The sequence below is a fragment of the Sphingobium sp. RC1 genome, assembly GCF_059738765.1.
Genome location: NZ_AP027306.1, coordinates 607,821 through 620,945, shown reverse-complemented (window position 1 = coordinate 620,945; position 13,125 = coordinate 607,821). Strand labels below are relative to the sequence as shown.

General features: G+C 60.9%; 13 protein-coding genes. 4 read left to right on the top strand and 9 right to left on the bottom strand.

The genetic code is table 11. From position 1 onward, the window contains the following. Window positions 1-7 precede the first annotated feature (7 nt). From AC6JBC_RS03120 to AC6JBC_RS03110, 3 genes are all read right to left on the bottom strand, one after another. Window positions 8-496 (bottom strand): ExbD/TolR family protein, encoded by a 489-nt coding sequence (locus AC6JBC_RS03120; protein ID WP_498025341.1) that lies wholly within the window; start codon window positions 494-496, stop codon window positions 8-10. A 113-nt stretch (window positions 497-609) separates the two neighbouring features. After that, window positions 610-1,368 (bottom strand): MotA/TolQ/ExbB proton channel family protein, encoded by a 759-nt coding sequence (locus tag AC6JBC_RS03115; protein ID WP_449474194.1) that lies wholly within the window; start codon window positions 1,366-1,368, stop codon window positions 610-612. Window positions 1,369-1,439: 71 nt separating this feature from the next. After that, window positions 1,440-2,096: an energy transducer TonB gene (locus AC6JBC_RS03110; protein WP_498025340.1), complete on the bottom strand. Its 657-nt coding sequence runs from the start codon at window positions 2,094-2,096 to the stop codon at window positions 1,440-1,442. 267 nt (window positions 2,097-2,363) lie between these two features. On the opposite strand from AC6JBC_RS03110, the gene AC6JBC_RS03105 reads away from it, so the two are divergent. Together AC6JBC_RS03105 and AC6JBC_RS03100 are read left to right on the top strand one after the other, a co-directional pair. Beyond that, window positions 2,364-3,203 carry a hypothetical protein gene (locus AC6JBC_RS03105; RefSeq protein WP_498025338.1) on the top strand — a complete coding sequence of 280 codons (840 nt, stop codon included), beginning with the start codon at window positions 2,364-2,366 and terminating at the stop codon, window positions 3,201-3,203. Between the two features lie 96 nt (window positions 3,204-3,299). After that, window positions 3,300-4,604, top strand: coding sequence for a homoserine dehydrogenase (locus AC6JBC_RS03100; protein WP_464787434.1), 1,305 nt, complete (start codon window positions 3,300-3,302; stop codon window positions 4,602-4,604). A gap of 13 nt (window positions 4,605-4,617) precedes the next feature. On the opposite strand, the gene AC6JBC_RS03095 is transcribed toward AC6JBC_RS03100, so the two are convergent. Next, complete coding sequence (locus AC6JBC_RS03095) at window positions 4,618-4,929, bottom strand: hypothetical protein (protein ID WP_498025336.1); 312 nt, start codon at window positions 4,927-4,929, stop codon at window positions 4,618-4,620. Between the two features lie 154 nt (window positions 4,930-5,083). Here AC6JBC_RS03095 and glpX point away from each other — a divergent pair, with 154 nt between their 5' ends. Beyond that, on the top strand, window positions 5,084-6,067 hold the full coding sequence (glpX, locus tag AC6JBC_RS03090; RefSeq protein WP_498025334.1) for a class II fructose-bisphosphatase: 984 nt from the start codon (window positions 5,084-5,086) through the stop codon (window positions 6,065-6,067). Window positions 6,068-6,138: 71 nt separating this feature from the next. Here the strand turns inward: glpX and AC6JBC_RS03085 are convergent, their stop codons facing one another. The 5 genes from AC6JBC_RS03085 to AC6JBC_RS03065 form a co-directional block, all read right to left on the bottom strand. Next, complete coding sequence (locus AC6JBC_RS03085) at window positions 6,139-6,516, bottom strand: MerC domain-containing protein (protein WP_498025988.1); 378 nt, start codon at window positions 6,514-6,516, stop codon at window positions 6,139-6,141. A 98-nt stretch (window positions 6,517-6,614) separates the two neighbouring features. Beyond that, entirely contained in the window at window positions 6,615-8,396 is a 1,782-nt protein-coding gene (locus AC6JBC_RS03080; RefSeq protein ID WP_498025333.1) for a sensor domain-containing diguanylate cyclase, read from the bottom strand. 115 nt (window positions 8,397-8,511) lie between these two features. Continuing rightward, window positions 8,512-8,880 carry an ATP-dependent Clp protease adapter ClpS gene (clpS, locus tag AC6JBC_RS03075; protein ID WP_176502233.1) on the bottom strand — a complete coding sequence of 123 codons (369 nt, stop codon included), beginning with the start codon at window positions 8,878-8,880 and terminating at the stop codon, window positions 8,512-8,514. Between the two features lie 146 nt (window positions 8,881-9,026). Then, window positions 9,027-9,869, bottom strand: coding sequence for a phasin family protein (locus AC6JBC_RS03070; RefSeq protein ID WP_464787439.1), 843 nt, complete (start codon window positions 9,867-9,869; stop codon window positions 9,027-9,029). A gap of 140 nt (window positions 9,870-10,009) precedes the next feature. Continuing rightward, entirely contained in the window at window positions 10,010-11,752 is a 1,743-nt protein-coding gene (locus AC6JBC_RS03065) for a PHA/PHB synthase family protein (RefSeq protein WP_498025987.1), read from the bottom strand. A 141-nt stretch (window positions 11,753-11,893) separates the two neighbouring features. Between AC6JBC_RS03065 and AC6JBC_RS03060 the strand changes: the two genes are divergently transcribed. Further along, on the top strand, window positions 11,894-13,102 hold the full coding sequence (locus AC6JBC_RS03060; RefSeq protein ID WP_196224609.1) for an LL-diaminopimelate aminotransferase: 1,209 nt from the start codon (window positions 11,894-11,896) through the stop codon (window positions 13,100-13,102). Window positions 13,103-13,125 lie beyond the last annotated feature (23 nt).

Here is a 13,125-nt window from a genome sequence, read left to right as displayed (position 1 = left end):
TAAAAACTTAGAGCCGCTGCACCGACGAACCCGGTTCGGGTTCGGAGATGAAGCCGACCTTCGGGAAACCGGCGCGTTGCATCGTGTAGATGGTGCCACCGATGCACCGATAGGGGGTATTGATGTCCCCACGAATGTGTACTTCGGGCAGATCCTCAGGCGTCATGTTTTCGACGCCACCCGCCTTTTTGATGTCCGCCTCGAGCTTCGCGACCGCGCGGTCGAGCAGTTCGTTTGAAGACACCCTGGTCAGGTTCCAATAGACCGCACAGCTGCCATCTTGGGCCTGCGTGATCGATAGCGAAACATTTTCCGGCTTCGTGGTCGTGGGCTCGAAAGCGACCTTGGGGAGCTGCAGCTGAACCGTCTGGACGACGACCGGAATCGCGATGAGGAAGATGATGAGCAACACCAGCATGACGTCGACGAGCGGCGTCGTGTTGATGTCGGACATCGGCTTGTCTTCACCGCCGTCGGAGCCAACACTCATTGCCATTGATAATTTCCTAACATGCGTGTCGATGGCGCCCCGTTATTCGGGACCCATGGCCGGTGGGGAAGCAGCGGTCGCAGCCGTCCACTAACCCCCACACCGGCTCCTTGACCCAATCAGGCCTTGGTCGGAGCAGCAGCCGTCTTGGCGGCAGGCGCAGCCGGGGCAGTCGCGAACGAAGGCTTAACAGCGCCGTTCGACACCAGGTGAGCCAGCAGATCGACGGTGAAGCCATTCAGCTGTTCGGCGATCGACTTGTTGCGACGCTGCAGGAAGTTGTAGGCAAGCACGGCGGGAACGGCCACGGCCAGACCCAGCGCGGTCATGATCAGAGCTTCACCGACCGGACCGGCAACGGCGTCGATCGAGGCCTGACCGGCAGCGCCGATCTTGATGAGCGCGCGGTAGATACCGATAACCGTACCGAACAGACCGATGAACGGCGAAGTCGCACCGACGGTCGCGAGGAACGCCAGACCACCGCCCAGCTTCGAGTTGATCGATGCTTCCGAACGGGCGAGCGAGCCGTGCAGCCAGTCATGGGCTTCGACCGGATCGGTCAGCTTGGTGTGTTCTTCCTGAGCCTTGATGCCGTCATCGACGATCTGCTTGTAGGCCGAGTTCTTTTCGAGCTTGGCCGAACCTTCCTTGAGGGTCGGGGCGCGCCAGAAGGTTGCACGAACCTTCTTGCCCTGATTGAGGACCTTCTGCTGTTCGATCAGCTTGGTGAACAGGATGTAGAATGTGCCCACCGACATGGCGCAAAGGATGAGGAACACGGTCCAGGCGATGGTGCCGCCCTGCTGCAGGGCCTCCATCAAGCCGTAAGGGTTCTCCGATTTCGGCGCGGCCGCGGCTGCGAGATACATCAACATTTTCAAGACTTCCCTCTCAAAAGGATCAATAAAAGGGGAAGGCGGCAGCAGCGCCAGCCTTCCCGTTACAATTATTCAGGCAGTCGCCATGTGATGCGACCATTATAGGTATCCGACATCGGACCACCCCCGGCCGCCGTGGCCGGCTTGAACCTCGCACGGCGCGGCAGGAGACGACAGGTCGCCTCATCGAGATCGGCATGACCGGTCGAAGAGGTGATGGTGCAGCTCGTGACGCGGCCGTCAGAGCCGATCTCAAGCCGGAACCCAGCCGTACCCGAACGCTCCTCACGCTGTGCGCGGCTCGGATAGTCCGCATCGCTAAGCCAGCTGCCGGGCGCACTGCGCGGCGTAGCACGCGAAGCGGGCACTGCCGGTGGTGGAGGCGGCGGAGGCGGTGGAGCAGCAACCGGAACCGGATTGAAAACCGGCGGCGGCGTACGCACCGTGGCAATGGCCGGCGCGGGGGCCGGCGTCTGAACGATCGGCGGGGGCGCGACCACTGGCGGCGGCTCGACCGGCTGGTCTGGCGGCGGCGGCGGCGGCTCCTCATCCGGTGGCGGTGGTTCCTCCTTCACGTCGATCACGTTCAGCTGTTCCGCCGCCTTTTTGACATATTTCATGCCAAGGCCGGTAACAAAGGCATAACCCAGAACAGCGTGAATCAGGGCGACGATGACGATCGAGATCGTACGACTCGATCCTTGCGAGTGGTCAGCATAGGCCATTCGGCAACGACACTCCTTAACTCAACTTACCATTGTTATAAGCAAACAAGCCAAAAATGGCCCTAGTTGACCAGGTCGTCCCTGGCCACCTTTGGCCCCCTTCCGCGCATTTGCTACCGCGCAAACTCCTATCGCGGCGCATCGTGGCACGCAAACGCTTTATCGACAGGATCATTTCCGATTAGCATTTTAATACAGAATGACTTGCCTGTGACAACATTGTCACGGATGACTTTAGGCAGGACGAACATGCAAAGAAAACCCTCCATGACCTTTAAAGCCGCTGTCGCAACATGCCTCATTTTCGCCGCATCTCCGCTGGTTTCAGCAGCCCAGACGAGTGATGCCATAAAGTCCGCCACCCTTCCCTATGCCGATCTCGCGGATTTAGCAGACGCCGCTCCGCTGGTAGCTGTGGCACGCATCAGCAGCATAATTGCACTACCCGAAAAAACGGTCCAAAATGTCCCTCCCGGTCAAAAACGGGTCTTTGTGGAGGCCGAAGTCACATCGCTGATTCGCGGCGAAGGGGGAATCAGTCCACGCGTCCGCTATCTTTATGATGCGCCGCTGAATGCTCGCGGAAAGCTTCCCAAACTGAAGAAAACGCAGGTCATCCTGTTTGCTCGTCCAGGAGGACGACCGGGAGAAATTCAATTGGTGGCGGGCGACGCTCAAATTCCTACCACGACTGCGGCGGTCGAGCAGGTGAAGGCCATTCTGTCTGAACTGGTAGCTTCCAGCGCACCGCCTCGCATCATCGGACCTGGCGACGCCTTCCACGTGGCAGGCACGGTCGCGGGTGAAGGCGAGACACAGATTTTCCTGCGAACGGCCACGGGGGATCCGGTATCCCTTTCCATCCTGCGCCGCCCGGGACAGCAACCGAAATGGGCCGTTGCCCTGGGCGAAATCGTCGATGAAGCGGCGCGGCCGCCTGCGCCGGGAAGCCTTCTCTGGTATCGTCTGGCTTGCAGCTTGCCACCCACCCTGCCGGACTCCTCGGTTCGCGCGCTCGCTCCTGTCGACGCGGAGGCGGCTCGGATCGATTATGCCTTTGTCATCCAGTCACTCGGCAATTGCGGCCGCACCCGTTCCGCGCGTTGACGCCGTCGAACGCGCCGTCCTTGTCCTTTTTCTTGGACAGCGGCGCGTTGGCGGCTATCAGCGCGGCATAATATCAGCCTGAGGACAGCCACTATCATGACCAATCTTCACCGCCATGCCCCGCTGCGCGTCGCGCTTGTCGGCCTTGGCACGGTGGGCGGTGGCGTGATCCGGCTGTTGCAGACAAATGCGGACCTGATCGCACGGCGCGCAGGCTGTCCGATTCAGATCGTCGCCATTTCCGCGCGTGACCGCAACAAGGACCGGGGCGTGGACCTGTCGCCCTATGAATGGGTGGATGACATGACCACCCTGCCCGGCCGCGACGATATAGATGTCGTGGTGGAACTGATCGGGGGCGCCGACGGCCCAGCGCTCACCCTGGCCCGGCAGTGTCTTTCGGCGGGCAAGCCCTTCGTCACGGCCAACAAGGCCATGCTGGCCCATCACGGCCTTGACCTCGCCACGCTGGCGGAGAAAGCCGGCATCGCACTCAAATATGAAGCTGCCGTTGCCGGGGGCATTCCAGTCATCAAGGGCCTGCGCGAAGGCGCCGCCGCCAATGAGATCAGCCGCGTCTATGGCATCCTCAATGGCACCTGCAACTACATCCTGACCACGATGGAGAAGGAAGGGCGCGGTTTCGACGATGTGCTGAAGGAAGCGCAGGAACTGGGCTATGCCGAAGCGGACCCGAGCTTCGACATCGACGGTGTCGATGCCGCGCACAAGCTGACCATCCTTGCTAGCCTCTCTTTCGGCACGGAACTGGACTTTGGCAGCGTCGCGGTAACGGGCATCCGCCACGTCATCGCCGCCGACATCGCCGAAGCAGCGGCCATGGGTTATCGCATTCGCCTGGTCGGGATGGCCGAAAATGGGCCGGGTGGGTTGTTCCAGCGCGTTCACCCCATGCTCGTCCCCCTCGACCATCCGCTCGCTCACGTCGATGGCTCACTCAACGCCGTTGTGGCCGAAGGCAATTTCGTCGGCCGCCTCTTCTTCCAGGGCCGGGGAGCAGGCGATGGTCCTACAGCATCGGCCGTGGTCGCAGATCTGATCGATGTCGCTCGCGATGAATATGGCGACGCCCTTGCGATGCCCGTCGCGGCATTGGCGCAGCAACCGGCAGCGGACGCAGGCGCGCGGATCGGCCGCAGCTATCTGCGCTTCAAGGTACAGGACCGTCCCGGCGTCCTTGCCGAGATCGCCGCTGCGACGCGCGACGCCGGTGTGTCGATCGAAAGCATGATCCAGCGCGGCGCAAGCCATGATGACAGCGTGCTGATGGCGATCGTCACCCATGCGGGGGAAGAGCGCTGCGTCCTCGACACGCTTCGGCGGCTCGCGGGATCGGACAGCCTGCTCCAGGCCCCGATGGTCATGCATATTCTCGACTGAAAAGGGCTGCCGTTTAACGGGACGCGAAGCTGCGCATCAATGTCTCGCGCAAAGGTTCGCCAAGTTTGAACAGCCGCAGACGAGCTTGCTTGGGGCAACCCATGTTTCCAATTATCCGACACGGCCGCGCGTCGAAGCGATAGGCAGTCATCTTGTTGTCCGCGCGTCTTGCGCTGCCTTCCAACGGCAGGCGGCTCGAAGCAGGCCGACCGGACATGCACAGCGTTGGCACCGCCTGGCACGGCGCTGCCTTGGCCGAGATAGGTTGAGGAGTATGAGCCGCTGACTGAACAAGGCTGGCAGCAATCAGCGCGGCGATCATCATTTCGACCCCTTGTCATTGTTGACATTTTAACGCCACAGACGACCTTCCGTTGCATTGGCGCCGCGAAAAGCAGGCTGAGGCGGGGTGGATGGCTCGACAAGGCGGGGATGACCTCCTATCGCGCTGATCACAAAGAGACAGCAGAGGGATTATCATGGTGCAGGCTAGCTCAGTTCTCGATCGTGTCCTGGTGCTTGAGATGGTGCGTGTCACCGAAGCGGCCGCCATCGCCGCCTCGAAGCTGATTGGACGCGGCGACGAAAAGGCGGCTGACGCTGCCGCTGTCGAAGCGATGCGCATGGCATTCAACGACCTCTACATGGACGGCACCGTCGTCATCGGCGAAGGCGAACGCGACGAAGCCCCGATGCTCTACATCGGTGAGAAGGTCGGCAACGCGATCGGATCAGGCCCGAAGATCGACATCGCTCTCGATCCGCTGGAAGGGACGACGATCACGGCCAAGGCCGGTCCCAACGCACTCGCGGTTCTCGCCATTTCGGAAGAGGGCGGCTTGCTGAACGCGCCCGACGTTTACATGGAAAAGCTGGCCGTGGGTCCGGGCTATCCCGATGGCATCATCGACCTCAACAGGCCGGTGAAAGAGAATGTCGAAGCCGTCGCGAAGGCAAAGGGCGTTCATCCCAATGAGATCATCGTCTGCGTTCTCGACCGTCCCCGGCATGAAAAGCTGATCGCTGAACTGCGCGCGATCGGGTGCGGCATCATGCTGATCCCCGACGGCGACGTCGCCGGTGTGATCGCGACCACCAATCCGGAAACGAATATCGATATCTATATGGGTTCGGGCGGTGCGCCTGAAGGCGTGCTGGCGTGCGCGGCACTGCGCTGCGTGGGCGGTCAGTTCAAGGGCAAGCTGCTGTTCCGCAATGACGATGAACGCGCGCGCGCGTTCAAATGGGGCATCACCGATCTCGACAAGGTTTATGACCTTAAGGAACTGGCCAAGGGCGACTGCATTTTCGCGGCGACCGGCGTCACCGACGGCTCCCTGCTCGCAGGCGTCAAGCGGCTGCCCGGCGGCAAGCTGACCACGGACAGCGTCGTGATGCGCGCCAGCACCGGCACGGTTCGCTGGGTGAAGGGCGATCACCATCTGGACCGGAAGCATTCCTGACCAGAATATAAGCCGATAACGAAAAAAGGGGGCAACAAGCCCCCTTTTCTATGCGCTCCGGTCAGTCTGCCTCAGCGCCCAGCCCGGTGATTGAGATCGTGCCCCAGGGCCAGCGTCACCACGCCAAACAAGGTGTAAGCGCTTTCCTGCCATCCATGGTCCAGGGTCATGGCACCCGCCATGATGCCCAGACCCAGCGAGCCGACGGCCGCTGGCATCATGAAGCCATGTTCCATGGCCCCCTGCCCCAGCGCCACCGCCCCCAGCAGGATAGCGAGCACGAGCCCAACTTCATGGAAGAGAGGATTTTCAAAAATCCCGCCCGCCGACGCAAGGACGCCAAGCAGAACTGCCGTGCCGATGCAATGCGCGACGCACATGCCCGACAACGCAATCGCGATGCGATCAATGCGGCCGTTTGATAGGCGAGAGCGGATGCTGATGGACATGGTGGCCACTACATAGGCCAGAGCAGATGAAGTTACAACATATCATCTGACATATTCGCCCGGATCAACGATGCATTTTCTCGAAGCCGACAACCGGTTCAGGCGGCAAGCCGCAAGCAGTTACGCCCGCTATTCTTGGCGCGGTAAAGCGCCTTGTCCGCCGCGTCGAGCAGATCCGCCCTGCTCGCCAGCCCGTCAAGTTCAACGAGCCCTGCGCTGAAGGTAATGGCGATCGATTCGCTGCCGACGGCGCTGATGCGCTGCGCGGACACCATGTTCCGTAATCGTTCGCACACCATGCTCGCGCGCTGGATATCGGTGCCTGTCAGAAGGATCGCAAACTCCTCTCCGCCAAGCCTTCCGATACTGTCCCCGCCGCGCAAGCCAGGACGCAGGCGCTCGACGAAGCTGGAGAGCACCTTGTCCCCTACCCCGTGGCCGTAGCGATCATTGACCGATTTGAAATGATCTATGTCGATCATCAGCAGACAGGCATTTGCCCCTCGCGCCACCCGCTTGATTTCCTGATCGAGCTTTTCGACGAAGGCCCAGCGGCTGTCGGCACCGGTCAGCGTATCCACGGCCGCGACGCGCTGCAACGCCCTCTGCCGCGCCTTGTGCCGCGACATATCTCTGATCGTGCTGATCACTCCGATAGGAAGGCCCTGTTCATCCAGCACGGCACGCGTGACCATCTCGCACCAATCCACCCCATCGGTGAAAGCTGCCGGGCGGAACTCTACTGTCTGCACGTCGCCCGGCCGTGCCAGAGCGCGCTGATGAGCCCCGCGAACCTCCCCGCGATCCTTGGGATCAACCATGATGTCCGTCGAGCGGCCGATCAGCACCGCGGGCGCGCAGCCGATCTGCTCGGCCGCTGAAGGCGAAGCATATTGGATGATGCCATCAACGCTGACGTTCAACACCAGGTCGCCACTATGTTCGGTTATGGCCCGATATCGGGCCTCGCTCGCCTGCAGCATCTGGAACAGGCGGCGCCGCCCGTTCAGTTCGGCTGCAACTGGCATGGACAGAAGAAAACAGGAGGCGAGGAAGAACTGGAACAACTGGGTGCGTTCACCCACGCTACTGGCCACCATGTTCACCGGCCCATGGCCCGTCATCGTCGCCGTCCCGCCGATCAGGGCGAGCAGCACAATGGCGGCGGCCGTTCCCAATGAACCGATGCGAAAGGCGATCGCGACCAGCGGCAACAGCAGCAGGAACAGCATCGGATATCGAGCGAAATAGAATAGGTGGACGATCACGGCCGCAAAAATGGCCAGAAGCACCAAAGCCTCCAGCTTCTGCCTACCGGACGTCTCTCGAAGCCATGCGCCAACCTGCCCCTGCAACAGCATCGTCAGGATTGGCGTGCAGACCAGGCCGCCCAGCACATGGCCGCTATACCATTGCAGCCATGAAGCGCCGAAGGACACGGGCGTAAGGGTCGAGGCGACAAGCGCCGCACCGGTGGCCGCGATGATATTCGCAGGGACACAAAGTGCGAGGATGAAGACGAGGAGGGAGCGCTTCGATCCGTCACTCAGGTGGACGGGAATGAACCGACGGCACAGGATCGCGACGATCAGCGACTCAGCGATGTTGATGAACGCCATGGGCAGCGCCGCCCAAGGCCCCATGCCAAACAGCGTCGTCGATATGATGCTGGCAATACCGCAAGCCACGATTACGCGCGGCCAATAGCTGGTTTCCGATGTCTGCAATTCCGCCATCAGCAACGCGTTGGCGGCCCATACAAAAGCGAGTCCCCCTTCGAACCGCGAGCATAGCATCGCCAGCGTCGCCATCAGGAAATAGGCAATGCCAGCAACCAGCGGCGTCAGTCTGGAAGAAGGAGAACGGAGAATGGCAGGCATGACACCCTCTGCCTAATCAACCATCCTTAATATATAATAACCATGAAAGGAGCCCAATGACGCCAAAAGCGTGGCGCTCGTCGCCTTAAGCTAAGAAAAGCGCGGCTCCGGAAAATCAGGCCTTTTCCAGCGTACATTGAAGCGGATGCTGGTTCTGCCGGGCGAAGTCCATCACCTGGTTCACCTTCGTCTCCGCCACTTCATAGCTGAAAATGCCGCAAACGCCGACGCCGCGCTGATGCACGTGAAGCATCACGCGCGTGGCTTCTTCCATGTCCATGCGGAAAAACTGCTGAAGGACATGCACGACGAATTCCATCGGCGTGTAATCGTCGTTCAGCATCAATACCTTGTAGAGAGACGGCTTCTTGGTGCGGGCGCGGGTGCGCGTCGCGATGCCGACATTGGGACCGCCAGGGCCTTCACCCTGATCATCCTGGTCCCGGCCCGCCATCTTCTCCCGATATGTGCTGATGCTGCTCATGACGGGGGAGGATATGGCGATTCCAGCTCTTAAGGCAAGGGGCGCAGATTGCAGGTCATCGCGCAAGGGACGGCGGTAACCAAGAATAGCGGCTCTCACCCCGGGGATGAGAGCCGCTTCATTCTTTCAAGTCTTTTTACCGCCGATCAGGCGGCGAGCGACTTTACCTTGTCCGTGACAACGGTAACGCGTGCGGTCAGCGGCTGGGCGACTTCGCCAGCCAGCTTGATCAGCGCTTCGCTGCTCTTGGCGGCTTCCTTGGTCAGCTCGTCAAAGCTGCTCGAGAAAAGCTGGCTCTGCAGCTGGAAGAATTCCGTCGGCGTCTTGACCGTCGAGAAGCTCTTGAGCGAGGCAGTCGCCTTCTCGAAGTTCTTGCGGCTGTAATCGACAGCTTCCTGGCCCAGGGTCTCAATGCCCTTGGCGGCGATCTTGCCCGATTCGACCAGTGCTTCGACATTGCCCTTGGCGATGTCGCTCAGCTCTTCGATGGCCTTGGTCGACTTTTCGACGCCAGCCTTGGCCTTCTCGTTCAGACCGGCATAGGCCGTCTCGAACTTGGCCTTGGTCTCTTCAGCGAACTTCTTTCCGGTTTCGATCACGTCGTTCATCATCTTGGTTCCTTCTGTGGCAGGCAGCATGGTGGGCTCTACCGGCCCGGCCTCGGACGAAAGGCTCTTGGTTTCTTCGACTTCGATGGCGACCTCTTCGACCAGCGGCGCTGGTGCATGAGGGGCAGGTTCAATTGCTGGCGGAGCAGCCGGTTCGGGCGCTGCATCGACCGCCGTGGTGGCGGCGACAATCGCGACCGGATCAGGCTTTGCGGCTTTAACCGCAGCCTTCTTGACCGCCACGGCCTTCCGCGCTGGCGCAGCCTTCGGGCTGACGCTCACCGCTTCTTCCGCAGCCTTCAATGCTTCGGCCGCCGACAATGTGGAGCCGGGCGTCTTGACCGCTGCCTTCCGGCGAGCAGGCTTAGGAGTCACTGGCATAAAAGGTTCTCCGTTGCTGCAGTGCACAATATATAATTCAAAGCGCAAACGCAAGAATTTTTGTGCAGTGCAGCAAAACAAGATTGGCGGAGAAATCGGTCCTTGTTCTACCCGTCTGAAATCAGCGTATTTTGTGAGGCTTAGCGCTCTCTCACATAGCGGCCGGGCGCATCCTCTATGGCCTTCAGGGAACCGGCGCCAGGCACCCGCCCACCGGTTTTGGCAGAGACCATCGAATCACCATGAGAGCGAATCCATTCGATCCAGTCCGGCCACCAGCTTCCCTTCGTCTCCTTCGCGTTCGCCACGAAGTCGGCCAGGCTGGCAGGCAGTTCATCGCAGGACCAATATTGATACTTCCCCGCCGCCGGCGGATTGACCACGCCCGCGATGTGGCCCGATCCAGCCAGCAGGAACCGGATCGGCCCCGCGAAGTGGGATGTGATCTTCCACACGCTTTCGGGAGGGGCAATATGATCTTCCCGTCCCGCCTGAACATAGGCAGGGGTTTTGACCTTGCTCAGATCAAGCGGCGTTCCGTCGATGGTCAGCGCCCCTGGCACCACCAACTGGTTGTCGCGATAAAGCTGCGTCAGGTAATTTTTGTGCCAGCACGCGGGAAGATTGGTGGTGTCGCCATTCCAATATAGCAGGTCGAAGGGCGGATAATCCTGCCCCAGCAGGTAATTATTGACCACATAGTTCCAGATCAGGTCGCGGCCACGCAGCAGGTTGAACGTCGCGGCCATATATCGCCCATCCAGGAAGCCCCCGCTCGAAAGCTGGTCAACCAGTTTCATCTGCTCATCATCGACGAACAGGCCAAGATCGCCTGCCTCGCTGAAGTCCACCTGCGCCGTGAAGAAGGTCGCGCTCGCCACCTTGTCCGCTTCGCCACGTTCGGCAAGATAGGCCAGGGTCGCGGCGAGGGTGGTGCCCGCCACGCAATAGCCGATCGTATGGACGCTCGGCACGCCGAGCAGTTCGCGCACGGTGTCGATCGCATCGACCTGGCCCCGGACGATATAATCGTCCCACAGCAGGTCCTTCATCGACGCGTCGGCCGATTTCCAGGACAGCAGGAAGACGCTGATCCCCTGGTCGGTTACCCATTTGACGAAGCTTTTTTCCGGTGACAGGTCGAGTATGTAGAAGCGATTGATCCATGCCGGGAAGATGACAAGCGGCGTTTCCAGCACCTTGTCCGTGGTCGGCGCATAGTGGATCAGCTGGTAAAGCGGCGTTTCCTTGATCACCTTGCCGGGGGTGGTCGCGATGTTCCGGCCAAGCTCAAAGACCGCGCCGTCCGTCTGGGTCAGCTGACCTTTTTCCATGTCCGCCAGCATGTGCTGGAGGCCCTTGACCAGATTTTCGCCCCCGCTCTGCAGGGTCTTTTCCATCACGAGGGGGTTGGTCAGCGGAAAGTTGCTGGGTGCCACCGCGTCCAGCATGCCGCTGGTGGCGAAACGCAGCTTTGCCTTTTGCTTGGGATCGACCCCATCCACCGCGTCCGTCAATTTCAGCAGATAGTCCGACATCAGCAGATAGCTTTGCCGGATCAGGTCGTAGAAGGGATGCTTGGTCCAGGCAGGATCGGCAAAGCGGCGATCCTTGCGCGCAGCAGGGCTTTCGGGAGGCGGAGTGTCCGGCTGGTCACGAAGCATGCCGCCTGAGTCAAGGAAACGCTGCCACAGGGCCAGACCTTCATTGGCAAAGCCTGTCTGGATGCGCGCCACCGCATCCGGATCGAACGGCATCGTCCTCCCCGTGGCCCCGGCGGCCTGCTCAAGGATGAGCTGCTGCGCCCGGCCGACGACTTCTGTCCATTGCTGCATCTGTTCCAGCGTCGGCAGATGAGGCTCGTTGAGGTTCTGCGCTTCCATGGCCACCTTCCTCCCCTTGGCATCCTTCATGTCCGCCGCTTTCGCTGGCGTGAGCCAATCTGGCGGGCTATAGCCAGAGCGCATCGCGCGAAAGTGCATGCAGCACTATTCCCCATGGAGACCTTTCAGGAAAGCCCTATAATGTCCGAAGAATTTTACCGCATGAAGCGCCTGCCACCCTATGTCATCGCTGAAGTCAACGCGATGCGGGCCGCCGCGCGAGCCGCGGGCGAGGACATTATCGATCTGGGCATGGGCAATCCTGATTTGCCGCCGCCCGATCATGTCATCGCCAAACTGTGCGAAGTCGCGCAAAAGCCGAGCGCCCACGGCTATTCCCAGTCGATGGGTATCCCCGGACTGCGCAAGGCACAGGCCAATTATTATGGCCGCCGCTTCGGCGTAGACCTCGATCCCGAGACCGAGGTCGTCGTGACCATGGGGTCAAAGGAAGGGCTTGCCAGCCTCGCGACCGCGATCACCGCGCCCGGCGACGTCGTTCTGGCGCCCAACCCCAGCTATCCGATTCATATGTTCGGTTTCATCATCGCGGGCGCGACCATTCGCTCGGTCCCGACGACGCCGGATGAAAATTACTGGAAGTCGCTGGAACGCGCGATGGCCTTCACCGTGCCGCGTCCCTCCATTCTGGTCGTCGGCTATCCCAGCAATCCTACGGCCGAAACGGTCGATCTTGCCTTTTACGAGCGGCTGGTCGCCTGGGCGAAGGAGAATAATGTCTGGGTCCTGTCCGACCTTGCTTATTCCGAGCTATATTATGACGGCAACCCGACGCCTTCCATCCTGCAGGTTCCGGGAGCCAAGGATGTCGCGGTCGAATTCACCTCGCTCAGCAAGACCTATTCTATGGCGGGCTGGCGCATCGGCTTTGCGGTCGGCAACCGCAAACTGATCGCGGCGCTCAAGCGGGTGAAGTCCTATCTCGATTATGGCGCATTCACGCCGATCCAGGCCGCGGCCTGCGCGGCGCTCAACGGGCCGCAGGACATCGTCCAGAAGAATCGCGAACTTTATCACAAGCGCCGCGATGTAATGGTCGAGGCATTTGGCCGCGCTGGCTGGGAAATCCCGGCGCCCAAGGCGTCGATGTTCGCCTGGGCTCCATTGCCCCCCGCGCTCAAGGACATGGGCAGCCTGGAATTTTCCAAGCAGCTCCTCACCCATGCCAAGGTCGCGGTAGCCCCCGGCGTCGGCTATGGCGAGGATGGCGAGGGTTTCGTCCGCATCGCCATGGTGGAAAATGAACAGCGGCTGCGGCAGGCGGCGCGCAACATCAAGCAGTATCTGAAGTCCATGGGCATCAACACGCCCGCCAAGGGCGCGGCTTGACGGAAGCGGCGCCGGGTTAAAGG

Coding starts and splice junctions, on each gene's coding strand:
- AC6JBC_RS03120 (WP_498025341.1), bottom strand. CDS start 496: ATGGCAATGAGTGTTGGCTCCGACGGCGGTGAAGACAAGCCGATGTCC.
- AC6JBC_RS03095 (WP_498025336.1), bottom strand. CDS start 4,929: ATGATGATCGCCGCGCTGATTGCTGCCAGCCTTGTTCAGTCAGCGGCT.
- AC6JBC_RS03100 (WP_464787434.1), top strand. CDS start 3,300: ATGACCAATCTTCACCGCCATGCCCCGCTGCGCGTCGCGCTTGTCGGC.
- AC6JBC_RS03070 (WP_464787439.1), bottom strand. CDS start 9,869: ATGCCAGTGACTCCTAAGCCTGCTCGCCGGAAGGCAGCGGTCAAGACG.
- glpX (WP_498025334.1), top strand. CDS start 5,084: ATGGTGCAGGCTAGCTCAGTTCTCGATCGTGTCCTGGTGCTTGAGATG.
- clpS (WP_176502233.1), bottom strand. CDS start 8,880: ATGAGCAGCATCAGCACATATCGGGAGAAGATGGCGGGCCGGGACCAG.
- AC6JBC_RS03105 (WP_498025338.1), top strand. CDS start 2,364: ATGACCTTTAAAGCCGCTGTCGCAACATGCCTCATTTTCGCCGCATCT.
- AC6JBC_RS03060 (WP_196224609.1), top strand. CDS start 11,894: ATGTCCGAAGAATTTTACCGCATGAAGCGCCTGCCACCCTATGTCATC.
- AC6JBC_RS03110 (WP_498025340.1), bottom strand. CDS start 2,096: ATGGCCTATGCTGACCACTCGCAAGGATCGAGTCGTACGATCTCGATC.
- AC6JBC_RS03085 (WP_498025988.1), bottom strand. CDS start 6,516: ATGTCCATCAGCATCCGCTCTCGCCTATCAAACGGCCGCATTGATCGC.
- AC6JBC_RS03080 (WP_498025333.1), bottom strand. CDS start 8,396: ATGCCTGCCATTCTCCGTTCTCCTTCTTCCAGACTGACGCCGCTGGTT.
- AC6JBC_RS03065 (WP_498025987.1), bottom strand. CDS start 11,752: ATGGAAGCGCAGAACCTCAACGAGCCTCATCTGCCGACGCTGGAACAG.
- AC6JBC_RS03115 (WP_449474194.1), bottom strand. CDS start 1,368: ATGTTGATGTATCTCGCAGCCGCGGCCGCGCCGAAATCGGAGAACCCT.